30 protein-coding genes and 1 tRNA gene are annotated in these 25215 nt (G+C 63.3%); 23 read left to right on the top strand and 8 right to left on the bottom strand.

The window, feature by feature from the left end; translation table 11 throughout:
- Positions 1 to 4 precede the first annotated feature (4 nt).
- Genes WFK61_RS18270 through WFK61_RS18260 form a run of 3 tightly spaced genes read right to left on the bottom strand, consistent with a single transcriptional unit; the run spans position 5 to position 4694 of the window.
- Positions 5 to 271 carry a hypothetical protein gene (locus tag WFK61_RS18270; RefSeq protein WP_257734789.1) on the bottom strand — a complete coding sequence of 89 codons (267 nt, stop codon included), beginning with the start codon at positions 269 to 271 and terminating at the stop codon, positions 5 to 7.
- A gap of 60 nt (positions 272 to 331) precedes the next feature.
- Positions 332 to 3463, bottom strand: coding sequence for an efflux RND transporter permease subunit (locus WFK61_RS18265; protein ID WP_336813505.1), 3132 nt, complete (start codon positions 3461 to 3463; stop codon positions 332 to 334).
- 4 nt (positions 3464 to 3467) lie between these two features.
- The gene (locus tag WFK61_RS18260; protein ID WP_336813504.1) at positions 3468 to 4694 is read right to left on the bottom strand and encodes an efflux RND transporter periplasmic adaptor subunit; all 1227 of its coding nucleotides are present in this window, start codon (positions 4692 to 4694) and stop codon (positions 3468 to 3470) included.
- Between WFK61_RS18260 and WFK61_RS18255 the strand changes: the two genes are divergently transcribed.
- The 22 genes from WFK61_RS18255 (at position 4667) to WFK61_RS18150 (ending at position 21736) form a co-directional block, all read left to right on the top strand.
- Positions 4667 to 5449: a TetR/AcrR family transcriptional regulator gene (locus tag WFK61_RS18255; RefSeq protein ID WP_336813503.1), complete on the top strand. Its 783-nt coding sequence runs from the start codon at positions 4667 to 4669 to the stop codon at positions 5447 to 5449. The two genes, WFK61_RS18260 and WFK61_RS18255, sit on opposite strands and share 28 nt — an antisense overlap.
- Before the next feature lie 228 nt (positions 5450 to 5677).
- Complete coding sequence (locus WFK61_RS18250) at positions 5678 to 7465, top strand: site-specific integrase (RefSeq protein ID WP_336813502.1); 1788 nt, start codon at positions 5678 to 5680, stop codon at positions 7463 to 7465.
- 421 nt (positions 7466 to 7886) lie between these two features.
- Entirely contained in the window at positions 7887 to 9125 is a 1239-nt protein-coding gene (locus tag WFK61_RS18245; protein ID WP_336813501.1) for a phage portal protein, read from the top strand.
- Positions 9122 to 9283, top strand: a complete 162-nt coding sequence (locus tag WFK61_RS18240; RefSeq protein ID WP_336813500.1) for a hypothetical protein — start codon at positions 9122 to 9124, stop codon at positions 9281 to 9283. The genes WFK61_RS18245 and WFK61_RS18240 overlap by 4 nt, the downstream gene beginning before the upstream one ends.
- Positions 9280 to 9693 (top strand): gene transfer agent family protein, encoded by a 414-nt coding sequence (locus WFK61_RS18235; RefSeq protein WP_336813499.1) that lies wholly within the window; start codon positions 9280 to 9282, stop codon positions 9691 to 9693. The genes WFK61_RS18240 and WFK61_RS18235 overlap by 4 nt, the downstream gene beginning before the upstream one ends.
- On the top strand, positions 9686 to 11248 hold the full coding sequence (locus tag WFK61_RS18230; protein ID WP_336813498.1) for a phage major capsid protein: 1563 nt from the start codon (positions 9686 to 9688) through the stop codon (positions 11246 to 11248). Before WFK61_RS18235 ends, WFK61_RS18230 begins: the two co-directional genes overlap by 8 nt.
- A 36-nt stretch (positions 11249 to 11284) precedes the next feature.
- Positions 11285 to 11869: a hypothetical protein gene (locus tag WFK61_RS18225; RefSeq protein WP_336813497.1), complete on the top strand. Its 585-nt coding sequence runs from the start codon at positions 11285 to 11287 to the stop codon at positions 11867 to 11869.
- Entirely contained in the window at positions 11869 to 12534 is a 666-nt protein-coding gene (locus tag WFK61_RS18220; RefSeq protein ID WP_336813496.1) for a tail assembly protein, read from the top strand. The genes WFK61_RS18225 and WFK61_RS18220 overlap by 1 nt, the downstream gene beginning before the upstream one ends.
- Entirely contained in the window at positions 12531 to 12878 is a 348-nt protein-coding gene (locus tag WFK61_RS18215) for an endonuclease (protein WP_336813495.1), read from the top strand. The genes WFK61_RS18220 and WFK61_RS18215 overlap by 4 nt, the downstream gene beginning before the upstream one ends.
- Positions 12875 to 13171, top strand: a complete 297-nt coding sequence (locus WFK61_RS18210) for a hypothetical protein (protein ID WP_336813494.1) — start codon at positions 12875 to 12877, stop codon at positions 13169 to 13171. The genes WFK61_RS18215 and WFK61_RS18210 overlap by 4 nt, the downstream gene beginning before the upstream one ends.
- Positions 13172 to 13430: 259 nt before the next feature.
- Positions 13431 to 13745, top strand: coding sequence for a head-tail connector protein (locus WFK61_RS18205; protein ID WP_336813493.1), 315 nt, complete (start codon positions 13431 to 13433; stop codon positions 13743 to 13745).
- Positions 13735 to 14148, top strand: coding sequence for an HK97-gp10 family putative phage morphogenesis protein (locus WFK61_RS18200; RefSeq protein ID WP_336813492.1), 414 nt, complete (start codon positions 13735 to 13737; stop codon positions 14146 to 14148). The genes WFK61_RS18205 and WFK61_RS18200 overlap by 11 nt, the downstream gene beginning before the upstream one ends.
- Positions 14145 to 14558 (top strand): DUF3168 domain-containing protein, encoded by a 414-nt coding sequence (locus tag WFK61_RS18195; RefSeq protein ID WP_336813491.1) that lies wholly within the window; start codon positions 14145 to 14147, stop codon positions 14556 to 14558. The genes WFK61_RS18200 and WFK61_RS18195 overlap by 4 nt, the downstream gene beginning before the upstream one ends.
- On the top strand, positions 14558 to 14878 hold the full coding sequence (locus WFK61_RS18190; RefSeq protein WP_336813490.1) for a phage head closure protein: 321 nt from the start codon (positions 14558 to 14560) through the stop codon (positions 14876 to 14878). The genes WFK61_RS18195 and WFK61_RS18190 overlap by 1 nt, the downstream gene beginning before the upstream one ends.
- Positions 14875 to 15276 (top strand): phage terminase small subunit P27 family, encoded by a 402-nt coding sequence (locus WFK61_RS18185; protein WP_336813489.1) that lies wholly within the window; start codon positions 14875 to 14877, stop codon positions 15274 to 15276. The genes WFK61_RS18190 and WFK61_RS18185 overlap by 4 nt, the downstream gene beginning before the upstream one ends.
- Positions 15273 to 16907, top strand: a complete 1635-nt coding sequence (locus tag WFK61_RS18180) for a terminase large subunit (protein ID WP_336813488.1) — start codon at positions 15273 to 15275, stop codon at positions 16905 to 16907. The genes WFK61_RS18185 and WFK61_RS18180 overlap by 4 nt, the downstream gene beginning before the upstream one ends.
- A gap of 8 nt (positions 16908 to 16915) precedes the next feature.
- A complete protein-coding gene (locus tag WFK61_RS18175) occupies positions 16916 to 19129 on the top strand; it encodes a tape measure protein (protein ID WP_336813487.1) in 2214 nt (737 codons plus the stop codon).
- Positions 19130 to 19637: 508 nt separating this feature from the next.
- Positions 19638 to 20105, top strand: a complete 468-nt coding sequence (locus tag WFK61_RS18170) for a hypothetical protein (RefSeq protein WP_336813486.1) — start codon at positions 19638 to 19640, stop codon at positions 20103 to 20105.
- A gap of 91 nt (positions 20106 to 20196) precedes the next feature.
- Complete coding sequence (locus tag WFK61_RS18165; protein ID WP_336813485.1) at positions 20197 to 20742, top strand: hypothetical protein; 546 nt, start codon at positions 20197 to 20199, stop codon at positions 20740 to 20742.
- 291 nt (positions 20743 to 21033) lie between these two features.
- Positions 21034 to 21240, top strand: a complete 207-nt coding sequence (locus WFK61_RS18160) for a hypothetical protein (RefSeq protein WP_336813484.1) — start codon at positions 21034 to 21036, stop codon at positions 21238 to 21240.
- Between the two features lie 98 nt (positions 21241 to 21338).
- Positions 21339 to 21533: a hypothetical protein gene (locus tag WFK61_RS18155; RefSeq protein WP_336813483.1), complete on the top strand. Its 195-nt coding sequence runs from the start codon at positions 21339 to 21341 to the stop codon at positions 21531 to 21533.
- Positions 21530 to 21736 carry a hypothetical protein gene (locus WFK61_RS18150; protein WP_336813482.1) on the top strand — a complete coding sequence of 69 codons (207 nt, stop codon included), beginning with the start codon at positions 21530 to 21532 and terminating at the stop codon, positions 21734 to 21736. The genes WFK61_RS18155 and WFK61_RS18150 overlap by 4 nt, the downstream gene beginning before the upstream one ends.
- A gap of 65 nt (positions 21737 to 21801) precedes the next feature.
- On the opposite strand, the gene WFK61_RS18145 is transcribed toward WFK61_RS18150, so the two are convergent.
- From WFK61_RS18145 to WFK61_RS18125, 5 genes are all read right to left on the bottom strand, one after another.
- Positions 21802 to 22776 (bottom strand): DUF2806 domain-containing protein, encoded by a 975-nt coding sequence (locus tag WFK61_RS18145; protein ID WP_336813481.1) that lies wholly within the window; start codon positions 22774 to 22776, stop codon positions 21802 to 21804.
- Between the two features lie 107 nt (positions 22777 to 22883).
- Entirely contained in the window at positions 22884 to 23120 is a 237-nt protein-coding gene (locus WFK61_RS18140) for a hypothetical protein (RefSeq protein ID WP_336813480.1), read from the bottom strand.
- Positions 23120 to 23344: a hypothetical protein gene (locus tag WFK61_RS18135; protein WP_336813479.1), complete on the bottom strand. Its 225-nt coding sequence runs from the start codon at positions 23342 to 23344 to the stop codon at positions 23120 to 23122. The genes WFK61_RS18140 and WFK61_RS18135 overlap by 1 nt, the downstream gene beginning before the upstream one ends.
- Positions 23345 to 23405: 61 nt before the next feature.
- Positions 23406 to 23621: a hypothetical protein gene (locus tag WFK61_RS18130; protein ID WP_336813478.1), complete on the bottom strand. Its 216-nt coding sequence runs from the start codon at positions 23619 to 23621 to the stop codon at positions 23406 to 23408.
- A 153-nt stretch (positions 23622 to 23774) separates the two neighbouring features.
- A tRNA-Gln gene (locus WFK61_RS18125) sits at positions 23775 to 23848 on the bottom strand.
- Between the two features lie 245 nt (positions 23849 to 24093).
- Between WFK61_RS18125 and WFK61_RS18120 the strand changes: the two genes are divergently transcribed.
- Entirely contained in the window at positions 24094 to 25206 is a 1113-nt protein-coding gene (locus WFK61_RS18120) for a M20 family metallopeptidase (RefSeq protein WP_336813477.1), read from the top strand.
- Positions 25207 to 25215 lie beyond the last annotated feature (9 nt).

Here is a 25215-nt window from a genome sequence, read left to right as displayed (position 1 = left end):
CCGGTCAGTGCACGGTGGCGAGGTCGTCGTCGTCCGGGTCGATCAGCCGGTCGAGGCCGAGCTGCTCGACGCCATCGGTGAACTCGGCGAAGGCGTCGGCATCGGTGGCGAAGGAATCCTGCCAGACGGTCGAGCCGCCTTCCTCGTCGATGAGCTCAAGGGTCCAGCCGTCGGTGCCCTCGATCTTGTAGATCTCCACGCGCACGGTCAGGCCGTCATGGGTAAAGGTCTGCGACAGGGGGGAGCGGATGATGTCGGGGAAATCGGTCATGACACCAGTCTAACAGCTTCGCGGGGAGGGCGCAGCCGTCGCCGGCCGCGCCCCGCCCATTCACTCGGCGGAGGTCGCGGGGACCGGCTCCGCGCGGCGCCAGCGCCGTACGAGGCGCACCACCACGACATAGAGCAGCGGCACGAAGAACACGCCGATCACGGTCGCGGCGATCATGCCGCCCATCACGCCGATGCCGATCGAGTTCTGGCTGCCCGAACCCGCGCCGGTCGCGACCGCGAGCGGCGTCACGCCCAGCACGAAGGCGAGCGAAGTCATCAGGATCGGCCGCAGGCGCTGGCGCGCCGCTTCCAGCGTCGCCTCGACGAGGCCCTTGCCCTTGGCTTCCTGCTCGATCGCGAATTCAACGATCAGGATCGCGTTCTTGGCCGCGAGGCCGATCGTCGTCAGCAGGCCGACCTTGAAATAGACGTCGTTGGTCTGGCCGAAGAGCGTCGCCGCGAGCAGGGCACCGAAGATGCCGATCGGCACCGATAGCATGACCGCGAAGGGAATAGCCCAACTCTCGTAGAGCGCCGCGAGACAGAGGAACACGACCAGCATCGAGATGGCGTAGAGCGCCACCGCCTGGCTGCCGGAGAGCCGCTCCTGGAAGGACAGGCCGGTCCATTCATGGCCGAACCCGGTCGGCAGCTGCGCCACCAGCCGGTCGATCTCCTCCATCGCCGCGCCGGAGCTGACGCCGGCCGCGGCCGCGCCCTGCATCTGGACCGCCGCAGCGCCGTTATAGCGCTCCAGCCGCGGGGAGCCGTAGGTCCAGCGCCCCGAGGAGAAGGCCGTGAACGGCACCATCTCGCCGCCCTGGTTGCGGACATACCAGCGGCCGATATCGCCGGGCTGCATGCGGAACGGCGCATCGGCCTGGACATAGACCGATTTCACCCGGCCGCGATCGATGAAGTCGTTGACATAGGCTGAGCCCCAGGCCGTCGACAGCGTGTTGTTGATCGCCGCCAGCGGCAATGTCAGCGCGCTCGCCTTCTCCTGATCGATCTCGACGGCGTATTGCGGCGTATCCTCCTGCCCGTTCGGGCGCGTGCCGGTGAGCTGCTTGCTCTGCGCGGCGAGGCCGAGCAGCTGGTTGCGAACCTCCATCAGGCGGGTATGGCCGGCGCCGGCAATGTCCTGCAGGTAGAAGTCGAAGCCGGCCGTATTGCCAAAGCCCTGGATCGCCGGCGGGGCCAGCGCGTAGACCGTGCCGTCCTTGATGCTGCGGAAGGCACCCATGGCGCGGCCGGCGATGGCCTGTGCCGTCGCCTGCTTGCCGACGCGCTCGGCGAAGGGCTTGAGGCGCACGAAAGCGAGGCCGACATTCTGGCCCTGGCCGCCGAAGCCGAAGCCGGCAACGGTCAGCACGCCCTCGACGAGATCCTTCTCGTTCTCGAGATAGTGCTTCTGCACCTGATCGAGCACGCGCAGCGTCCGGTCCTGTGTTGCGCCGACGGGCAATTGCACGCTGGTCAGCAGGATGCCCTGGTCCTCGTCGGGCAGGAAGGAGGAGGGCATGCGGGCGAAAAGCCAGGCCATGCCGCCGCCGATCAGCAGGAAGACCATCAGGAAGCGCATCGGCCGGGCTATCATCGCCGCGACGCCGGAGCGATACCCGTTGGTCGTGCGCTCGAAATTGCGGTTGAACCAGCCGAAGAAGCCCTTGCGTGGACCATGGTCGCCCACCGGTTTCAGCAGCGTCGCGCACAGCGCCGGGGTGAGTACCAGCGCGACGACGACGGAGAGCGCCATCGCGGTGACGATCGTCACCGAAAACTGCCGGTAGATCACGCCGACCGAGCCGCCGAAGAAGGCCATCGGCACGAACACGGCCGAGAGCACGGTCGCGATGCCGACCAGCGCGCCGGTGATCTCGCCCATCGACTTGATCGTCGCTTCCTTGGGCGAGAGCTTCTCCTCCTGCATCACGCGCTCGACATTCTCGACCACGACGATGGCATCGTCGACGAGCAGGCCGATGGCGAGCACCATCGCGAACATCGTCAGCGTATTGATCGAGTAGCCGGCGAGCGCCAGCACGCCGAAGGTACCGAGCAGCACGACCGGCACCGCCAGCATCGGGATGAAGGTCGCGCGCAGGTTCTGCAGGAAGACGTACATCACGATGAAGACGAGGATGATCGCCTCGAACAGCGTGTGCACGACCTTCTCGATCGAGAGCGTCACGAAGGGCGTGGTGTCGTAGGGGTAGGTCACCTCGACGCCTTCCGGCAGCGTCTGCTTCAGCCGCTCGATCGTCGCGGTCACCGCCTTGGCGGTGTCGATCGCGTTGGCGCCGGTGGCGAGGCTGATCGCGAGGCCGGTCGTCGGCTGGCCGTTATAGCGCGAGGAGGTGTCGTAGCTCTTGGCGCCGAGCTCGACGCGGGCGACGTCGTTCAGGCGCACGATCGAGCCGGACGAGCCGCTCTTGAGGATGATGTTCTCGAACTGCTGCACCGTCTGCAGGCGAGAGAGCGCCGTTACGGTGGCGTTGAGCTGCTGGCCGCTGACCTGCGGCAAGCCGCCGAGCTGGCCGGCCGACACCTGCGTGTTCTGCGCCTCGATCGCCGCGGCGATATCGGCGGGCATCAGCGCGTATTTCCGCAGCTTGTCGGGGTCGAGCCAGATGCGCATGGCGTAGCCGGCGCCGAAGAGCTGGGTCGTGCCGACGCCCTCGACGCGCTTCAGCGTGTCGTTCAGCGTCGAGTCGACATAGTCGGCGAGATCGGTCGTCGACATCCGCCCGTCCTTGGAGACGAAGGCGACGACCATCAGGAAGCCGGTGGAGGCCTTGGCGACCGAGATGCCGGTGCTCTGCACCACCGAAGGCAACTGCCGCGTGACGAGCTGCAGCTTGTTCTGCACCTGCATCTGCGCGACGTCGGGATCGGCCTGGCTGTTGAAGGTCAGGGTGATCTGGGCGTTGCCGGTCGAGGTCGAGGTCGCCGTCATGTATTGCAGGTTGTCGAGGCCGGTCATGCCCTGCTCGATGACCTTGGTCACCGAGTTTTCGACGGTCTGCGCGTCGGCGCCAGGATAATTGGCGCTGATCTGGACGGTCGTCGGAGCGATCTGCGGGTATTGCGAGATCGGCAGGGTGCGCAGGGCCAGGAGCCCCGCCAGCATGATGACGATGGCGACGACCCAGGCGAAGATCGGGCGTTCGATGAAGAAGCGCGACATGGCGTCAGTTCTTCGCCGTGTTGCCGGAAGCCGGCAATTCTGCCCGGCGATTGGCCGATTTCAGCTCGCCGGTGGCCTCGTCGACGCTGACCTCGTTCGCGGTCACGGTCTGGCCGGGGCGCACGAGCTGGCCGCCTTCGACGATGATGCGCTCGCCATCCTTGACGCCGCTGTCGACCAGCCAGTTGTTGCCGATATTGCGGCGGGTAACGAGCACGCGCTCCTCGACCTTGCCTTCAGCCGAGACGAACCTGGCCGTCGCCTCGCCCTTGGTATTGCGGCCGACAGCGCGCTGCGGCAGCAGGAAATTGTTCTCGGCGATGCCTTCCTGGATCACCGCGCGGACGAACATGCCGGGCAGCAGAATTCGCTCCGGATTGGGGAATTCGGCGCGGACCGTGAAGGTGCCGGTGGTCTCGTCGATATTGGCCTCGGCGAATTCCAGCTTGCCGGACTGGGCATAAGCGTCGCCAGTGTCGAGCTTCAGCTTCACCGCGACATTGGGGCCGGTGAATTTCAGCCGGCCCGAGGCGATGTCGTTGCGGAACTTCAGCAGATTGGTGCTCGACTGGGTGACGTCGACATTGATCGGATCGAGCTTGCGGATCGTGGTCAGGACAGCCGCCTGGTTGGCGGTGACGAGCGCGCCCTGCGTCAGCGCCGACTTGTCGATGCGCCCGTCGATCGGCGCGGTGACCTTCGTATAGGCGAGGTTGATCCTGGCCGTCTCGACATTGGCCTTGGCGGCCGCGACATCGGCCTGGGCCTGGCCAAGCGTGGCGGCGGCGTCGTCGGCATCCTGCTTGCTGCCGGCATTGCGCTGAAGCAGCTCGCGATACCGGTCTGCCCGCACCTGCGCGTTGGCAACGGCGGCTTCGGCCTTGTGCTGGGCGGCCAGCGCGCTGTCGAGGGCGGCTTGATAGGGCGCCGGATCGATCTCATAGAGCACGTCGCCGGCCTTGACCTCGCTGCCCTCGCGATAGAGCCGCGCCTTGATGATGCCGCTGACCTGCGGCCTGATCTCGGCCGTGAGGCTCGCCGAGACGCGGCCCGGCAACTCCGCCGTGATCGCGACCGGCTGCGGGTGCAGCGAGACGACGCTGACTTGGAGCTGCGCCTGCGGCGGAGGCGCCGCCGCCTTCTCCGAGTTGCAGCCGGCTAAGGCCGCCGCAAGGAGGAGGGCGCCCGGCAGGGCGTAACGGGTTGACGACGGGGCGCGCTCGGCCAGCATGCGGGCTCTCTTTTCGGAAACTGATGAGTTTCTTATCTCTTGATTTCTCTGCCTGTCAAATCCAAGAATGCGGCGCGATGACGGACGCGACGATGACAAGCGATAAAAATGGCGAGACCGCTGAGCGGCAGGCACGCACACGCGGGCGCCCCAAGACCCGGTCCGACGAGGCCGAGCGGCACCGGATCGTGCGCTCGGCGCGCGAGCTCTTTCTCGATGTCGGCTATGGCGGCACGACGATGGACGCTGTTGCGGCGCGCTGCGGCGTTTCCAAGCGCACGCTCTACCTGCTGTTCCCGGCCAAGACGGACCTGTTTCGCGCGATGATGGCGGACCACCGGCGTTCCATGCTGGCCCTGCCGCGACCGGAAGGCGAGGACCTGCCGCTTTTGGAGGCGCTCGCCGCGATCTTCCGCCTCGACATCGACGAGATCGACAACCGCGAGCGGCTGGCCTTCGTCAGGCTCGTCCTGGCCGATTCGGACCGCTTCAGCGAGATCGGCGAGCTGATCGTACAGGAGGGAGCGGAGCCGGCGCGGCGCCTGCTCGAAGACTGGCTTTCCGCTCAGCAGGCGCGCGGCGCGCTCCGCGCCTTTCCGGCAGATGCGCTGGCCCGCATGTTGATGGACATGATCTTTTCGGTGCTGATCAAGCGCTTTCCCGGCGACCGGCTGCTGACGGTCGAGGACCGCGCCCGCCACGCGCGATTGTGCCTGGAGGTGTTTCTGGAGGGCGCAGCGACGAAGGCTAGGTGAGACCGGAGCGAGCTGACGGCTAACAGGCACGCAGAAGCGCATGCCTAAATCTGTTCCCGAATGGTGAGGTTTAGATTTGCCGGGCCACCAAGAAGTGGCTGGGGGACTAGGATTCTCTGCCCAGAGGCAATTCTCCATAAATACCTCAATTACTTAGCATATTTCTCCTTGCACTGTTACGGAGAACTGTTACGGAGAGGTGTTACGGAACGGCTGGGAATCTGAGAATTGGCCCTCGCAACCTACATCCATAAGCGCGCCGGATCGGCCCGCTACTACGTCCGCGTCACGGTGCCTTCGGACCTCGCCAAGGACTACGGCCGCACTGAGATTTGGAAGTCGCTCGGCACTGCCTCACCGGCCGAAGCCAAGGTGAAGGCGCCCGGCGTCTACATGGCGATACAGGACGAGTTCGCCGCGCGGCGCCGGGCTAGGGAGATTGTTGAGGGCGATGTCGCTGCCATCGCATGGAAGCACTATTCCGAGCTTGTCGAGAACGACGAGCGGTTCCGCGAACAGAACCTCACCGACGACCAGCTAGACCAGCTTTGGCGAGAGATGGAAGCCGAGTTCGGCGAATACGACATCGGCGCCTACAAGGCGTTTGCCGAAATCCGCGACCGAATCGAAACCTACAGGCAGCTCCGAGAACGGTCGCGGTCCCTCCTGACGAGCGGCGACCTAAACAAGAGACTGGAGGCAGTTGCGGAGAGCGTTGACGAGCATGTCGCCGCCTATCGCGCCGTGCTGCCGAAGACGAGCCCGGTCTATCGGAAGGTCGCGGAAGCGGTTGCCCGCGCCGAGATCGAGGGGTTGAAGCGTGCTGATGAGCGCGATGTGATGGATTGGGGTGGTGTTCCGACCGATCCCCTTATCAAGCGTGCCGAGAAGCCGAAGGCTGCGCCCGCTGGCTCCCGGCTCATGGACTTTTACAAGCTCTTCATTATGCAGCGCGGGAACGGCCTGAAGGACGACACCCGCGACCAGAACGAGGGGATTGTCCAGCTTTTCGCGGAGTTCTTCGGCGAGGATATGCCGCTCGACAAGTTGGAGCGTAAGCACGTCGCCGGTTGGCGCGATCAACTGTATCTGCTCCCGGCCAAGGCCAAGCAGATACGCGAGTTAAAAGGCCTGAAATTCAAAGAGATCATCACCAAGAACAAGGAGCTTGGCCGGAAGACGATCGATCCGAAGACGATCAATAAGTATCTCTCTGCTGTCGGGCCGTTCCTCAAATGGCTCCTGTCGAATGGGCACATTCCGGCGCCTGTTATATCAGACGAGATGTATATTCGGCTCGACCGGGAGCGGAAACGCGATCCCTTCACCGACGATCAGGTGACGGCGCTGTTCGCCTCGCCGCTGTTCCGTGGCTGTCTTTCCGATGATGTCGAGCACAAGCCCGGCAACGTCATCATTCGAGACTGGCGCTACTGGATTCCACTGGTCGCGCTCTATTCCGGCATGCGCCTTGGCGAGATCGCGCAGCTTCTAACCAATGACGTGCGGGAGATCGAGGGAACGTGGGTGATGTATGTCACCGACGAGGGCGACCCCGACAAGACCTTGAAGACCGTAGGCTCGCGGCGCGTCGTTCCGGTGCATTCCGAATTGGTCGCGCTTGGCTTCCTCGATTACCACAAGGCCAGGACGAAGGGTGAGGGCGCCCGACTGTTCCCCGAGATCGAGCCGGACGCGCGCGGGTTCATGAGTGGCGTGCCGTCCAAGTTCTTGAACGTCTACCTTGACCGCATCGGCGTGAAGACCGAGCGGCTGGCCGTGCATAGCTTCCGGCACCTGTTCACGGATCGCCTGCGCAACGCCGGCCACCTAGATCATGAGTTCGGCTTCGTGCTCGGCCACGGCGACCGCTTCAAATCGACCACCGGCCGGTATGGTTCACTGCCGCAGGGCACCGTTGAACACCGGAAGCGGCTTGTTGAGGAAGTCAGCTTTATGGATTTGGGGCTGAAGGGATTGATGCCTTCTACATCAGGCGAGCCGGGGAACGAATAGATGGCTAACGATGAGCACAAGAGCCATGTGTGGAGGACGGGGAAGTCGGGCGGTGGTAGTTGGGAGTGGTCCGGCGTCGCCAAAGTTTCGTGTGCCGAGTGGCCGCGAACCCTCCTTAAAAGCCCCGTCCTCTCTGGTGCACGCATCGACCTTGAAGTGACCGCGGGGAGCGGTGTCTCCCATATAGTAGTTGGGTTGACCCCCGCCATCTTTGAGGAATTGGCGCGCGCAATGCTAGAGGCTGATCGGGACACCGCCTTGTTGGCGTTTGCCCGCGCTACGGCGCGCGTCTTAGAAGACGCCTCGTAGTAAGGGATATGACATTGATCCTATTTCTATAGGATCAATTTCCTTTTTCTGCTTGCCTCGCGATTCTGGCCGTGAGAGAATCTTCACCGTTGCGTAAGGTGAAGGTTGAGTTGTGTTCCGCGAGTTAGTCGGCAGCGTAAGGAAGTCACTCGGATTTCAGCTCGATCAAAAGGCGATCGCCCTTTCTGATCCTTCGATCTCTGAGCTATTCGGCGCGCTGCCGACTGCTTCCGGTGTTTCCGTTACTGCGCACACCGCGCTTCGCGTTCCCGCCGTTCTTCAGGCCGTGCGCCTGATCGCCGAAACAATCGGCTCTCTTCCTTGCAAGCTCTATCGCGACGCTGACGGCAGCAAGGAAGCTGCGAAGGATCATGCCAGCAACCGGCTGGCCCATAACCGCGTCAACGGCTGGACGAGTGCCGGCCATCTCCGCGCCCTGCTCACGACCGACGCCCTGCTTCACGGCGCTGGCTATGCCCATGTCGTCCGCACCAGCGACGGGCGCCCCTACGAGATGAACCGCCTTCAGCCCGGCACGGTCCAGCGCCGTTTCCGTGAAGATGGCGAGCTGTTCTATGTCGTCACCTTCGCCAACAACGTCCGGCGCGAGCTTTCCTTCCGCGACGTGCTCTATGTCCCAGCCTTCGGCGACACGTCCCCGGTCCAGCTTGGCAAGGAAGCCATCGGCGTTGCGATGCTGTTGGAGCGTCACGCTGCGCAGTTCTTCGGCTCTGGCGCCCGCCCGGCTTCGGTCCTCTCGAATGAGAAGCCGCAGGGTGGCGAACAGGGCGCGACGACCATCGGAAACATCCGTAAGTCGTTCCGCAACTGGCTCGCCGGTAGCAGCAGCGATCCCCTTATCCTTGATGCCGGCTGGAAGCTCGACCAGCAGACCATGAAGAGCACCGATGCTCAGTTCCTTGAGCATCGCGTTGAGCAGGTCCGCGAGATTGCCCGCATCTTCGGCGTTCCGTCCTCCATGCTGTTTGAACTGAGCCGGGCGACGTGGAGCAACGCGGAGCAGATGGCCGCGAGCTTCCTTCAGCTTTGCCTTCGGCCTTGGCTCGACCGCTGGCAGGACGCCTATGCGACCGTGCTGCTCAACGAGGACGAGCAGGACAGCCTCTATTTCGAGTTCGTCATTGACGACCTTCAGCGCGCCGATGCAGCGGGCCGGGCCGAAATCTTCGGCAAGCTGGTCGCCATGCGCGCCATGACGCCGAACGAGGTTCGGTCCGCAATGAATCTGCCGGCCATCGAAGGCGGCGACGAGCTTGCCAATCCCTACACGACGACCGGCCCCGCTGCCGGCGCGAACGACAACCCCAACACCGACAAGGAAGCCGCGTGAACGACGAGACTGAAAAGCCGATCGCCAGCCTTGAGCGCCGCATTGGCGATTTCGAGCGCAATTTCCAGACGGCGCTCCGCAACGCGATCATCGGATTCCGCGAAGCCCATTCCAAGGTCGAAGACCTTAAGAACAGTCTCGCCGAGGCTCGCCGGTGAAGCACGTCGCCTATTTCGGGGACGGTGAGAAGACCTTCGCCCTCACCATGCCCATGATTGCCGAGCTTGAGCGCAAGACCGGCATCGGTATCGGCGCGCTTTACCAGCGTGTCGCGCTCACCCTTCAGTTCCATGTCGGCGACGTGGTGGAAATCATCCGGCTCGGCCTGATTGGCGGCGGCACGTCCCCGACCGAGGCCCAGAGCCTTATCGACGCTTACACCCCAGATCAGCCCCTTATGCCGCTGGCGAACCTCGCCATGGATATCCTCTTCGCCCGCTGGAACGGCGAGGCCGTCAACGATGAGGGCCAGGACGACATCGAGCCCGACGATATCGACCGAGCAGCCGCAAAGGGCGATCTCGCCGCCGCGATCAAGGCCGCTTATGCGGACGTGCCCGATGTCTGAGCGGCTTGAGATCAAGGCCGATGTCTCGTTTGACGACGCCGGCACGGTGAAGGGGCTTGCTTGGCCTTTCGGTTCGCCGGATCGCGTCGGCGACACCATCCGCCCCGGCGCGTTCAAGTTCGCCAAGGCCGTCCCCATGGTGATGGAACATGACGGCCGGCAGATTGTCGGCGTCTGGGAAGACTTCACCGAGACGGATGCCGGCCTTGAGGTTTCGGGCCGGCTCTTTGTCGAAGGCATCAGCCCCGCCCGTAGCGCTCACCGTCATCTGAAGTCCGGCTCCTACAAGGGGCTCTCGATTGCGTGGACGGGCGGCTTTTACGAGCGACGCGCGGACGGCGGGCGCGAATTCACCGACATCACCATCAACGAAATCTCCCTTTGCAGGAGCCCGGTCCATCCGGGCGCCCGCGTCACCATCGTAAAGGCCATGACAGAGGAACCCGATATGGCGAATGAAGCAGTAGAGAATACCAGCCTCGGCAATGTCGCCGTGGGTGAAGCCGTCACCAATCAGAAGGCGTTCGACGCTCTGGCGGCGCAGGTGGAAGCCCTGAAGGTCCGCGCCGACAAGGCCGAGGCCAAGGCCAATCGCCTCCCGGCTTCGAACGACAATCAGTCGAATGACAATATCGAGCGCAAGGCGTTCACCGACTTCCTGCGCACCGGGCAGATTTCGGGCGACGGCGCGGAGCGCAAGGCCCTGACGGTCGCGAACGACGCCCCGAGCTATGTGCTGGCGCCGGAAGAGACCAGCAGCGAGTTCATCCGCAACCTTGTCGAGTTCTCCCCGGTGCGCGCCATCGCGGACGTGAAGTCTGCCGGCTCGCACACCGTGGTCCTGCCGAAGCGCCTTTCGGTCACGAATGCGAAGTGGAAGGGCGAAGCCGTCGCGTCGGAAGCATCCGAGCCGACCTTCGGCGAGATGGAAATCGCCATCAAGGAGCTGAATACCCACGTCGATATTTCGAACTGGCTTCTGGAGGACGCGCAGAACGTCGAATCCGAGGTTCGCCTTGCCCTCGCCGAGGACTTCGGCGCCAAGGAAGGCGCCGCCCTCGTCAACGGAAGCGCTGCCGCTGAGCCGAAGGGCTTCATGACCGAAACCGGCATCGCGCAGTCCCTCAATGGTCACGCGACGAACCTCTCGGCCGATGCGCTGATCTCGCTCATGTATGCCCTGCCGGGCGTTTATCGTGGCCGTGGCACTTGGGCCATGAACGGCTCGACGCTTGCGACTATCCGCAAGCTGAAGGATGGCCAGGGTAACTATCTGTGGCAGCCCAGCTATCAGGCCGGCCAGCCCGAGACGATCCTTGGCCGCCCGGTTGTCGAGCTGATCGACATGCCGGACGTTGCCGCCAACGCTTTCCCGGTCATCTTCGGCGACTTCAAGGCCGGCTATCGTATCTATGACCGGATCGAGCTTGCGGTTCGCCCGAACCCGTATCTGCTCGCAACCGAAGGTCTGGTGCGCTTCCACGCTCGCCGTCGCGTCGGTGCCGGCGTCGTCCGCACGGATGTCTTCCGCAAGCTGAAGATGGCCACTTCGTAAGCCATGACCTTGCGGCCCGCATACGATGAGATCGTTTTGGAGCACGGCAGCCATGCCGTGATCCTGCGCCCCTCATTGCGGGCCGCCAGCACCCTTGAGCGAAGCCATGACGGCTTCGCCACGCTCATGCAGCGTCTCGCCGAGTTCCACACCGGAACCGTGCGCGAGATCATCCTGACGGCTACGACCGACCGGAAGGATGCGGCTGCCTTCCTCAATTCCATGTCGCGCCTACCGATCAGCCGCTTTGCCGAGATCGCGCAGGCCCAGCTTGCCCGCCTTGTCATCGGCTTCGTTCCCCAGCCTGACCCCGCCGCCAAGCCCTCGCAGGGCAAGATGGTGCCACTGCGCGAGCTTTACCGCGACATGTATCGCCGTGCGACCGGCTGGCTTCACTGGTCCCCGGATCAGGCTTGGAACGCCACGCCGACCGAGATAACCGACGCCCTGTCCGGTCACTTCGACATGCTGAAGGCGATCCACGGTGCTGCCGACGACAAGCCGGAAGGCCGCCAGCACGATCCCGAGCAGGCCGCCCGCAATGAGGCCGCTGGCCTCGACCCCGAATTTGATCGCGCTGGCCTTCAGGTCCTCAAGGCCAAGTATGGGAGAAAGCGCTGATGCGCACCATCCACCTTCACGGTGCCATCGGCCGCAAGTATGGCAAGAAGTTCAAGCTTGATGTCCGCACGGCGGGCGAAGCTGTTCGCGCCCTTGGTGCGAACTTCCCCAGTTTCCTCAAGGATATCCGCGACGGTGCTTGGCATGTCGTTCGCGGTAAGAACGTCGATACTGGCTTCAGCCTCGACAAGGACGACATCGCCGGCTTCAATCTCGGCAACGGCGATCTTCATATCGTCCCGGTTGTTGCCGGTTCAAAGCGCGCCGGCTTGCTCAAGACCGTGCTTGGCGTCGTGCTCATCGGCGCGGCCTTCGCCCTGACGGGCGGCACCTTGGCCGGCGCCATCGGCCCCGGCCTTGGTCTGAGCAGCACCGCCCTTGGCGGCATCACCGGAACGCAGGTTGCCCTTTTCGGCGCCGCCATGGCGCTCGCCGGCGTCTCCTCGCTCCTGACCCCGCAGGAGAAGAAGAAGGAGAACGGCGACGATTCCAGCTTCACCATGAACGGTCCCGGCAACACGTCCGATCAGGGCGTGCCTGTTCCGCTGGTCTACGGCGAAGTCATCACCGGCGGCGTCATGATCTCCGGTGGCTACGATGTCGAGCGCATTTCCATCGTCGGAAGTGGTGGCGGTAGCATCGGCGGCGGTGGGGGCAAGAAGTGACCCGCCGTCCGCCCCGCCTTTGCTCTTGCGGTAGCATCGTCGCCCATGGCGCCCGTTGCCAGTGCCAGCGCGAGCAGGATCGCGTTCGCGGCGCCCGCCATGACCGTGCCCGCCCGAATGCCCGCCAGCGCGGCTATGATCGCCAGTGGGAAGAGACGGCCCGCGCCTATCTGCGCCAGCCCGGCAACCAGCGCTGCGAATGCGGCGCACCCGCCACCCTTGTCCGGCACCGCATCAGCATCCGCCAGCATCCCGAGCTTCGCATGAGCCCCGCCAACTGGCGCCCCGGCTGCCGTCGCTGCAACGCCCTCGACTACATCCGTGAAAGGAACCCGCGCCAATGAGCGCCGAATACCGCGACGATCTTACGACGCCATCGGCGTTCAGCAATATGTGGGCGCAGGTGTTGCTTCAGACACTCAAGGACGCGACTACCCGCAACACCTCTACATCGTCATCTTCGCTACGTCGCGAGATCGAGAGCGCACGCAACTACCTCACCAAGCCCAACCCGGACTTCAATGAAGTCTGCTACCTCGCCGGCTTGGACCCGCAGGCCGTTCGCCAGCGTGCAATCAAGCTGATCGCTGCCGCACCGAGCATCGATGAGTTGGCCGGCGCTGAGACGGTGCACTGATGCCGCGCCTCGCACTGCATAGCTTCCGGGGCACCCGCTACAGCACGGCCGAGCTTGCGGAGATGTCTGGCGTGCCAGCCAATGTCCTGCGCGGACGCCTCCGCCATGGTTGGACGATAGAGCAGGCCATGACCGTCCCGACGATCCAGCAGCGGCGCCGGGGGGTGGTCTCCAATTTTCCGCCTGTTTCGGGGACCGGCGCGGGGAGCACCGCGCAAGAGACGCCCGAAATAACTTTTTCTGAAGAGGCCAATTCCTGATGAGTAGCGTAACGCTTTCGCTCGCGAAGGCGCACTTGCGAGTGGATGACGGCAGCGAGGACGAGCTGATTCAGCTCTATATCGATGCCGCTGAAGCTTGGTTTGAGAACTTCACCGGGCGGAAGCTCGCCAAGTTCGATCCGGTCCCGCCTGATGTCCGGCGCGCGATCCTGAACCTTGTCGGCTTCTACTATGCCGTCCGCGAGAGCGTTACCTTCGGCGATGCCGTCCGAATGGTGCCTTTTGACGTGCAGCACGTCGCGAATTCGCATCGCGTGGCGCACTTCGGCGAGGAAGTCGAAGATGACATCTGACCTCGACCGGCTCAACCGGCGCTTCGCGGCGGTGCTTAAGAACGTCCGCGAGATGCTTCCACCTGCCGTCCTGAAGGGCGCGAACGAGGTGGCGGACATGCAGCGCCGCCTAGCCCCGGTGGATGAGGGCGACTTGCGGGACTCTATCACTGTCACGCCGCCCGGTGGAACGACGCCGCCTTATTCCCAGCCCGGTGGCAGCCGGACGGCCGGCGAGCTTGAGGCCATCGTGACGGCCGGCAACAGCAATGTCCGGTATCCGCATCATGTCGAGCATGGCACGTCGAAGATGAAGGCGCGCCCATTCTTCTTCCCCGGCTGGCGCTTCGCACGTCGGCGTTCCTTGGACCGCATCAGGCGTTACGGACGCAAGGCCGTCCGCACCGGGTGGAACAACCCGTGATCGAGCCGACTATCGCCTTCCGCGAAGCCCTTGGCGCGCATCTCGCCGCTGACCCGGCCGTCACCGCGCTTGTAGACCCCGAGAACATCCGGGCCGGCGACTTCCGCCCCGAGGAGCTTCCGGCGATCCTGTTCGGCGCAGGGAACGTCATGATGCACGGTCGCGCATCCGGCGCGCAGTTCGTCGCGACCCTGTTCCTCGACCTGCATATCTGGGCAGTGGAAGACGGCCTCGACCGTGCCCAGACCATCGGTGCGGCCGTTGCCCGGCGCCTCATGGACTGGCCTGTCGGCGTAGGCTTCGAGATCGACGCTTTCCGGCACACCCGCACTGTCTGGCCGCGCGACCCGAACCCCGATTACGGGCACGGCGTCATGTCGGTGGAAGCCGTCATCCGGTGGAGCATCTGATGCTCGCGGCCGGCACTCTCTTCCACACCATCACCATCGAGCGCGAGACGAAGACGCGCACGCCGAGCCGGGGCACCGTATCCGCCTGGACGGAAATCGCCACGACGCGCGCCGAGGTGGTGAAGTCGTCCTCTACCGACTTTCTCACCGGCTTCGGCACAGCCCAGCAGGGCACCGTTATCTTCCGTATCCGCTGGCGGGACGGCCTGACGGGCGCCGAGCGCATCGTCTTCAACGGCCGGGCGTATCAGATCAAGGAAATCGCCGACATCGGGCGCCGCGTTGGCCTCGAAATCAGGGCGGTTGCGTCGGCGTCGTGACCCATCTTCGCGGCGTGAAGCCGGCCTTATCCCCTGATCGCGAGCCCCTGACGAAGACCCCGCCCGTCCCGAAGTGGCTGAGCGAGGACGCGCGCGGCGAGTGGAAGCGGATTATGCCGCGCCTGATCGCTGACCGCATCGTCACGCGGGCCGATCTCACTGGTATCGAGAACTATTGCGTTGCAGTCGGGCACGTCCGCGCCATTGAGCGCAGCTTCGCCACGACCGGCACGCTCGATAAGACGCTTTTCGGAATGCAGAACCGCGCCATGCAGACCGCGCGGCAGCTCGCGGCCGAATACGGCCTGTCGCCTGTTTCTCGCGCCCGCGTTGGCAGCAACGCGGCTGATGACGATGACGAGCCGAACGCGCTCATGATCGGCAGGAACCGCCGATGAGCAAGAGCGCGTTCCCGCATTGGATTTATGACGGCAGCCCCATCCCGGACCCCTTCGGCTATGGGCAAGACGCCGTTGATTTCCTGCGCGCGCTGAAGCACCCGAACAGCACGGCGCCGAAGAACGCTTTCCAGCTTCACGACTGGCAGGAGCGCATTGTTCGTCGCATCTACGGCCCGCGCCATACTGACGGCCGGCGCATCGTGGAAACTGTCTTCTGGATGATCCCGCGCGGGAACCGGAAGACCAGCCTCGCGGCTGCGCTCGCCCTGCTTCACACCATCGGCCCGGAGCGCGTCCCGGCCGGACAGGTCATCTTCGCGGCATCGGATCGCGAGCAGGCCGGCCTTGGCTTCAAGGAAGCCGCGAACATCGTCCGCATGGATAGGCGCCTTGTCAGCGCGACCCGCATTTACGACGCCCATAACAGCGCGAAGAAGATCGCCTATCCGGCGCAGGGCGTCGAGCTTCAGGCGATTTCCAGCGACGGCGCGGCCCAGCACGGCAAGACGCCCAGCTTCGTTCTTGTAGACGAGATCCACGTTTGGAAGGGCCGCGACCTTTGGGAGGCCCTGAAGTCGGGCATGGTCAAGACCAGCGGCACGCTCATGGTCATTGCGACTACAGCCGGGCGTGGCAGCGAGAACATCGGTTTCGAGCAGTATGAGTATGCCCAGCGCGTCGCGCGCGGCGAGATCGTGAACCCGGCCTATCTGCCGATCATCTTCGAAGCCGACAACGATAGCGACTGGCAGGATGAGGACGTTTGGCACCGGGTTAACCCCGGCCTGACTTACGGCTTCCCTAACCTTGACGCTTTGCGGACGGCAGCGAAGGAGGCCGAGCATCGGCCTGCCGACCGGCACGCTTTCCTTCAGTTCAACCTCAATATCTGGCAGGCGCATTCCCGCGACCCGCTGTTCGATATGGCGACTTATGACGCCGGCACATTCCCGCTGGACCTCGCCGAGCTTGAGGCGCTGCCGTGCTTCCTTGGCGTGGACATGGCCATCAATGGCGACCTTACGGCCATTGTCGCGGCGTGGCGCCATGATGATGGCCGGATCACTATCGCCCCTTGGTTCTTCGTCCCCGGCGATGACCTGATCGGCCGCGCCCAGCGTGACGGCGTCCCTTACGAGCGCTGGCGCGACGAAAAGGAGATCATCGTCACCGAAGGGCCGATCATCGATCCCGCCACGGTGGAAGAGCACATCCGCGAGCTTTGCGCCCGCTTCGATGTGCGCGAGATCGCTTACGACCCGCATCATGCCCGCACCATGATGCAGCGGCTTCACGATGATGGTTTTCCCGCTGTCGAGATGCGCCAGAACATCACGACCATGGGGCCAGCGATCGGCACCCTTGAGCGCCATGTGAACGGCCGGCTGCTTCGCCACGGCGGGCACCCCGTTCTTCGCCATCACTTCGATAGCGTCGTCGCCAGCCGGAACGACACCGGCCTTGTCCGTATGCACAAGGGCAAGAAGACCGACCGCATTGACGGTGCTGTGGCCGCCGCGATGGCCGTTGCCCGCGCCGCTGCGAACGACAACCGCCGCAGCATTCACGACATGACCGAAGAAGAGGGAGCCGAGTTCTGGACCAAGGTCCGCGACCTCGCCGCGTAGGAGTAGATATGGCCGAAGCCGCCGAACAGCTTGTCGTCGCCCTTGAAGCCCGCATCCGGGACTTCGAAAAGAACATGGCGCGCGCCCAGCGCAGCGCGAACGACAACTTCACCGGCATCGAACGCCGGGCGCGCCGGGCTGGCCGTAACCTCGAAAACGCCATGGCGACCAGCAGCAACGCCATGACGCGCAGCTTGGAGGGCTTCGGCAGGGCAGCGGCCGGCAAGGTCGGCGCGGCGTTCGCTGCGATCACGGCCGGCATCGGCTTGAACGAGCTTCGGAAGACCGCCGACGAATACACCAAGGTCATGAACACGCTGAAGGTGGCCGGCGTGAAGGACGCCGACCTTTCCGGCACCTTCGATAAGCTGTTTGCCAGCGCCCAGCGCAATGCCGCACCGCTCGACTCCCTCGCGACGCTCTTTGGCCGCGTCTCTGCTGCCCAGACCACGTTGAAGGCTTCCTCGCAGGAAGTCATGCAGGTCACGGATATCACCGCACAGGCCCTTCGTGTGTCCGGAACGTCCGCGAAGGAGGCGCAGGGCGCCTTGCTTCAGCTCGGACAGGCCCTCGCGGGCGGGAAGATTCAGGCAGAGGAATACAATTCGCTTCTGGACGGCATGCGGCCGCTCTTGCAGGCCGCCGCTTCCGGGCTGGTCGAAGCGGGTGGCGACGTGGCGAAGCTCACGGCCCTTGTGAAGGACGGCAAGGTCTCGAGCGAAGCATTCTTCCGCGCGATCCTCGCTGGGTCGTCCGTTCTCGAGGATCAGTTGGCCGGCGCCATGACGACGACCGAGCAGGCGACGCAGCGTTTCCAGAACGAGATGACGAAGGCCGTTGGCGAGTTCGACCGGGCGACTGGCGCGAGCCAGGCCCTTGCCGGTGCGATTGATGGCCTCGCCGGGAGCATCGGCGGGATCGGCACGGCCGCTGCCGGCGCCGTCAACGGTGTGCAGGCGCTTATCGCCAAGGTCGGCGAGCTTGCGAAGGCCCATGCCGGCGCCCAGCGCGCCGCCGCGCTGACTTATCAGGATGAGCGCGCCGCCCGCGTGGCGCAGGCCCGCGAGATGGGGCTTGCGAATGCCGGTGGCCGCGAAAAGCTGGCCTCCGAGCGGGCTGCCGTGGATGCCGCTGCCCAGTCTGCCGCCCGGCAGGCCGTCGCCGGCTTCCGCCAGTCCGAAATCGACTATTCGAACCGCCTCACCACGACGACCCTGCCGCCCGCGCGGCCGAAGGGCGCCGGTAGCGATATCAAGCCGGTTTCGCTCAAGAACTACGCCGTCCCCGGTGAGGACGGTAAGGGCGGCGGTGGTGGCGGCGGCTCCGGTGCTGAGAAGCAGAGCCGCTTTGACCGCGACCTTGAAGCGATCCAGCGCCGCACCGAAGCCCTGCGTCTTGAGGCCCAGATGGTCGGCAAGGGCCGCGAGGAAGTCGAGCGGTCGAAGATCGCCCTTCAGCTTGAGCAGGCCGCGAAGCGCGATGGCCTCACCGTCACCGACGAAATGCGGACGAAGATCGATCAAGCCGCGCAGGGCTATGCCAACGCGAAGCTGAAGGTCGAAGACCTGAAGGAGGCGATGGACGGCGTCCGTGACGCGCAGAAGTTATTCGCGACCGAGCTCACCGATTCTTTCATCGACGTGGTTGTGGAGGGCAAGAACGCGACTGAGGTTGTGCAGCAGCTTGGCAAGGCGCTGTTGAAGGCTGCCCTTCAGGCCATGCTTATGGGCAGCGGCCCGCTCGCCGGACTGTTCGGAACGAAGGGCGCTGACGGCGCGGTCGGCGGCTTGTTCGGCTTCCTGCCGAAGCTCTTCGGCTTCGCCGATGGCGGTTACACCGGGCCCGGCGGGAAGTATCAGCCGGCCGGCATCGTCCACCGTGGCGAGTTCGTCATGTCCAAGGCCGCGACCCGCCGCATCGGCGTCCAGAACCTTGAGGCCATGCACCGGGGAGCCCTGCGCGGCTTCGCGGACGGCGGCTATGTCGGCAGCGCGCCGGCCATTCGCCAGCCGGAACTTACAGGCGCCAGTGCCGCGCCGGTGCAGGCCATCAGCATCTCGGCGCCGATCACGGTCAACGGCTCTTCCGGCACACCGGAGCAGAACGGCGATTTGGCCAAGCGTATGCAGCGACAACTTGAGGTGACGATGCGGTCGGTAGTAGCCGATGAGATGAGAAAGCAGACCCGGCCGGGGAACTTCGCCAACACCCGTTCGCGATAGGCCCGTGCTGTCTTTGGGAAGACCCAGGACTCGCCTCCGTGCGCGCGCAGGTGGCAGAGGGGCGGCCGGAAGCTAGCGCCCGCTGGTGACTCTCTAAACGCTTCCGGGCGGAACGGTCCCGTTCGGCCATGAGATATGTGACGGCCGGGAGCGGAGCGACCGGACCGGAGCCCTCTCCATCCGGTGACGGGATATCTGGTGCCGCACACCCTACGCCTTCGGCTACCGGAGGAGTTCCTGCGGATAGAAAATGGATGAACCTTCCGGACGCGCCAGCGGCCGGGCAAGGCCGAAGGCCGCGCAGGCGAGCGCCGTAGGCGCGAGTGTTCGACGCATCATTCAGGCCAAAATTCTGCGAGGCCAATTTCTTGGGTAATATACCTCTTCTTGTATTTCATAATCTGTTTCATAGCACATAAGGGAAATTGGCCTCGCAGACATTCTGCGAGGCCATTGATATTCTCTTGTGTATATGTTAATGTTGATGCATCAATCAGCAGGGACACTCATGACCGCCCATTATTCTCCGACCGCAAACACCGTTCGCCTTGATCCTCGCCGGCTCGCCCAGTTGAAGGCCGTCGCTGAAGCCATCGATACGACTTCTGCCGGCGTCATCAGCCAGTGGCTTCGCTCTTGCGTTGAGAATGGCGTGATCCCCGCCGACATCCCTGGCATCGTCATCGGCAAGGTGGAAGGCGGCATCACTATAGCCATCGACGGCGCCGAGCCTGTCGCGCTCGACCGTGACATGGCGGGGAAGGTTGTTACTTCGCTGCGCGCGGCTATCGACACCGGCGCCGGCACCATCGAGCCGTTCGCTGCCGTCCCCTACGGTGTCGTGAAGAAGGGACCAGGTATCCGCCTGATGCTCCCGTTCTACGGCACCGGCGCACAGAAGTTAGACAACTCGCCGAGCTTCCCGGTTGATCTCGCCGAAGACCTTGTTGGACAGATCGAAAAGGCGCTGGCCTGACAAAAGAAAAGGCCCCAACGCTGGAACGTTGGAGCCTTCGAATTCTTCCGGCTGCCAGCCGTCACCGCTCACCATGCGATAGGTTTATTATATGTGGAATGAATCCGGGCCGCAACATGCTGGTCGCGCAGACCCGAACGACATTATTGCGGAGATCGATGCGATTGAGGTGCCAGCCGAACAGCCTGACGCCGCCCCTGAATCCCAGCCAGCGGAGCTTGACGAGCCTGAGTCGATAGCTGCCGCTTCCCATGCCGCCGGGCGCTTCAAGGCGGCGATTGACGCGGCAATGGCGCGCCATCGTTCTTACCTCGCCAACCCGGACACTTACGAAGCCGCCAAGGCGCGTGGCACCAAGGACGCGAACAACGAGGCTTCCCGAATTGCGTATGCGGCCAGCGCTGGCCGTCCCATTCGCGATTATGAGCGCGGCCAGACCCCGGAGCGCCGCGCCGAGAAGAAGGCCGCGAAGTCGAAGGGCGAGCGCGTGCGCCGGGAGGCGCGGAGCACCCCGGAGCAGATCGAGGCCGACAAGCAGGCCGCGAGGGACCGGGCGAAGGCGAGTTACGAGCGCAGGAAGAAGAAGGCGGAGGCCCAGCCCGAGCCAGCCCAGCCCGAGGGCTTCGGAAAGTTTTGACGATCACCAGCAGTCGCACCGGCGAATGCGCTATAACGTTATCGCCAGCCTCACCCCTCAAACGCCGAGGCTGGCACTCCGCCAAGACAGATTGCCGGTCCTCACCGGCAATGGCGGATTGAACCCCTCGCGATGGTCAAGCTCGCGAGGGGTTTTTCGTGGCGAAAAAAGTAAGTAAGAACTTACTTAAGTTATTGTTTTTATTTGCTAATTTTCATACGCGGCTATTGCGGAGTGGTTCCCTCCGTGCGAGTCTTTGGCTGCCAAATCACTGGCGCCAGAGACAAGCCTATGAGCCCGATCAATCACGCTTCCTACCTCGCCGACCAAACGCACCGCACGCTGGTTGACCGCCTCGCAATGGCGCACGTCGATCCCGGTTACGATCTCCGCAGCACCATCATCGAGATTCTAGGCGACGCCGATATCTGGCCGATCATGTGCCTTGAGGATCGGCTGGAAGAGCGCCAGCGGCGCCGGGCGCGCGGGCTTGAATAAGGGCGAATCGCAGGAGCGTGTCAGCAATCTACTGCGTTCGCTATCGCGACTTGGCTATAAGCTCCAAGGCTGACGCCCCTGTCAGCACAGGAGCGAAAATGAACCATTTCAAGATGAAGACGCCATATGGCGAGATCATCGCGTCTTGGCAGCGCGACGGTCAGATGATCGTAGTCCGATATGGCGAGCGGACGAAAAAGGCTCAGGCTAGCGATAGCGACGAAGCGAACCTGTTCGTGGCGCGCGACATCGCGCGCGGCTGGATCGCTGCGGACCTGAAGGAAGGCGAATGATGGCTTTGAACCCTGCCGTTCGCCAGATGGTCGCCGAAGCCGCAGCGAAGTATCCCGCTGACGACGCCGGGCTGCTTGCTGCCGAACCGACCGCTGCTCACATTGGCGAATATCTCAGCGAATGCGGAGGCCTGCACAACGCGACGAAGGGGCAGCTCTTGTTGATGATGCGAGCTGCCCTCAATGCCGAGACGGCCGAATAGCGGCCGGCAGGCCAGGGCGATCTACGACATGGAGCCCGCCGGTGCACATCGGCGGGCCTCTCTGATTACCCGATTTTGACGCTATCCAGTATACGCCTCTCGTGAATACTACAAAAGCTCACTTCAGCTTTTCCACGTAGTTTATTTTCAATGAATTCGGCTGCTGCTCTTACGCCATCTGTATCTGGAGCTATGTCCATAATCCTATATATAGCCATTCCAGCTTTAGTAAGAAATACAGATGGCATATTCTCTCTGAAATCAACAAGTGCATCTATTGCAATGCAATAGCCACTATACACAAGAAATGATTTGTCTCCTTTCTGGTAATCAAAAACTCTACTTAGAAGAGGGCCGGCCTGAACAAGGCCATAGGCCTCAAGATCGTGGACATCATCCAATCCAATTCCAGAATTAAAAAATTCCGTCCTAATGATATAGCCTGCCTCCGAAGTGACAGAGCAAATTTTACTGAATAGAATCATGCCTTCCGCATCAGTTGAAGCAAGAATCCGCAGTGCAGATATAGGAAATTCTCCGGGCTTTCTAATTTCTCCCGCAAGTATCTTTCCAAGCAAGGTTCTTACTCTATCTGTAGATGCTTTTTCGGCATGCTCACTGAAGACATTTAGCCAATCTTCACTTGGCTCTTGATCGATTTGCTCAGGTGGGGCGCTCGCAATCGATTCAGCGGCAAGCTCAGCGACAGCTTCCCGATTTGATTGCTTCCGTAACTCGTCTGCAAACCAGCGCTGCATAGCGCGATGGGCAAACTCCTTATGTTCGGGAAGCATTTCCGATGCTTGACGTGCCAACGCTGCTTTCATTACCGAGCGAGCTTCGGTCTCGTCCTTAATTCCTTGCGAGATTTGGTCAGCCTTCGCTTTGCCGATATCAATTCCGGCCGCTAGCAAGTTGCCTGTTGCGCCAACAACATGCGCGATGGCCTTTACGGCACCGGGAAGCTTGCCATTTGCAATCCATTCCCCAAGCCAAGGACCGATACCTTGGCCAGATTGGGTTGGAACGATATCGTTCATACAAAGCCCTTTCGCCCCGACCGATGAAGCTGAATCTACGCTAGCAGCTACTTAATCGTAGATCCTAAGTCAGCTATCCCCAGCGATTTCGCAGGGAGTTCCTTGGCCTACTCAAGGCCTCCCTCCCCATAGCGCCGCTCAAACCCGCTGCCATCTCTTTCGCCGTTCAAGACGCGCGTCATCAACTGAAGTGAGTGATTGAGTGGATCGAGTGCGAGATAGACGCTGCTCGCGATAGGCACTTCGGCCGCCCACCTCCGCACCTTCCATTCGAAGTCCTTTACCTCGCGCTGCATCTCTTCAATCTTGCCGAGGGGCAGGGACCGCTTCGTCCGCTGGACCATCACTGATCCTCCCCGACAACGTGGGGCGCCCTAGCGCCCTCCGAGAACACGCCACGGACGAAACCGCGCGAGACTGCCTTGTCGGCATCGGCAAGCAGCACATGGAAGTCGTGCAAAAGCGCCCGAAGCGCCGCACGCTCGCTGCCATGCTCTTCAACCAGTTCGATCAGTTCCCACTCAAGGGCGTCCTTGTCGTCGTCAATCTCGGCCGGCTGCGCTGACATGACTTCTGTCCTCGTTATGAGAACAAAATAGGAACAAAAGCCGAGTGCGAGTCAAGGCGCTTCAGGGAGTGGTGCGGAAACGGTCCAGCGCCTTTTGCACAAGTTCGTCCTCATCGAGAGCGACCGGGGCGAGGTTCGCGATGATGTAAGAAAGCCGGATGCGTTCGGATGCCACGCGATCCGCTGGCACCCCGTCCTGCACCTCAGCCCAAACTGATTCTAGAGCCGCTTGAGCCCGCGCGAGATCGACAGGATCAGTTAAAGTCGAAAACGGCATCGCTTTAGTCCCCCGCACGAGCGACTGGAATTTACAGGGGAGGGAGTATGTCGCAAGCGAAACCGCGACAGCCGGGCCGCGCTACGTCCAACTGTTACGGACGGCTGTTACGGCGCTTTTGAATTTCTCTTTAAAATCAACCACTTAGGGAAGTGGCTGGGGGACTAGGATTCGAACCTAGACAACCAGAGTCAGAGTCTGGGGTCCTACCGTTAGACGATCCCCCAACGACAGGGCGCTTCGTGCAGCGCCGCGTTGGTGAGCCGGGGTCTAATCAATGCGATCCGGCTTGGCAAGAGCAGAATTCACCGTCGATGCGAAACGCTTCACAGAAACGTCGTCAGCCATCGTTCATGGGGCACAACTCCGCTCGCTTTCGTTCGTGACACGAATATCGGTTGCGCTGCTGCCCTGCATAGGGCGCATGCAGCCTGCCTTGCACGGTACCGCCTTCTTCGGAGAACATCGCGCCATGAATCAGCAAGAAGCCGCCGCCGCGCTCTCCGTCTGGGTCGCGCTTGAGAGCCCCACCAGTCATCCCGCCGGATTGAACGGCATGATGGACCTCGTCCAGAAGGAGGTCGCCGGCCTGCCGATCGCGGTCGAGCGCATTCCCGGCCGTGACGGGCTCGGCGACATGGTGATGCTGCGTGCCGGGCTCGACAACGGCCAGCCTGGCGTCGCCGTGATGTCGCATCTCGACACGGTGCACCCGGTCGGCACCAGCGCCAGGGAATTGCCTGTCAGGATCGAAGGCGACCGGCTCTATGGCCCCGGCGTCTACGACATGAAGGGCGGTGCCTGGCTCGCCCTGCAGGCCTTCAAGCAGGTCGCGGTGGCAGGTTCGGCCAAGCGGCCGATGGTCTTCCTGTTCACGCCGGACGAGGAGATCGGCTCGCCGACCAGCCGCGCGCTGATCGAGGAGATCGGCAAGGGATCGAAGGCGGTGCTCGTCACCGAGCCGGCCCGGCAGGGCGGCAAGATCGTGACCGCGCGCAAGGGTGTCGGCCGTTTCGACGTCCGCTTGGAGGGCCGTCCGGCCCATGCCGGTTCGAAACATGCCGACGGGCGCAGCGCCATCCGCGAGGCGGCGCACCAGATCCTCGCGATCGAGGGCATGACCGACTATGCGCGCGGCATCACCACCAGCGTCGCGCTGGTCGGCGGCGGCACGGCGGCGAACGTCATTCCGCAGCATGCCTGGTTCAGTGTCGATTGCCGCGTCACCACGCTCGCCGACGGCACGATGATGGAGAACCGCATCCTCAGCCTGAAGCCGCATGATCCCGATGTCGCGCTGCGCATCACCGGCGGCATGAACCGGCCGCCTTATGAGAAGTCGGCGGAGGTGGCCGCCTTGTTCGAACTCGCGCGCAAGGTTGCGGCCGATGTCGGCTTCGACCTGCAGGACTGCCCGATGACGGGTGGCGGCTCGGACGGCAATTTCACCGCGGCGCTCGGCGTGCCCACCCTCGACGGGCTCGGCATCGACGGCGACGGCGCGCATACCTTGCAGGAATACGGGCTCATCTCCTCGATCGCACCGCGCCAGTCGCTGATGAAGGGCCTGCTGGAGACGATCTGAGAACGAGCT

It is taken from the genome of Allobosea sp. MMO-172, from assembly GCF_037147855.1.
Classification (GTDB): Bacteria; Pseudomonadota; Alphaproteobacteria; order Rhizobiales; family Beijerinckiaceae; genus Allobosea.
The sequence above is the reverse complement of the archived record's forward strand: the minus strand, read 5'-3'. Positions and strand labels throughout refer to the sequence as shown.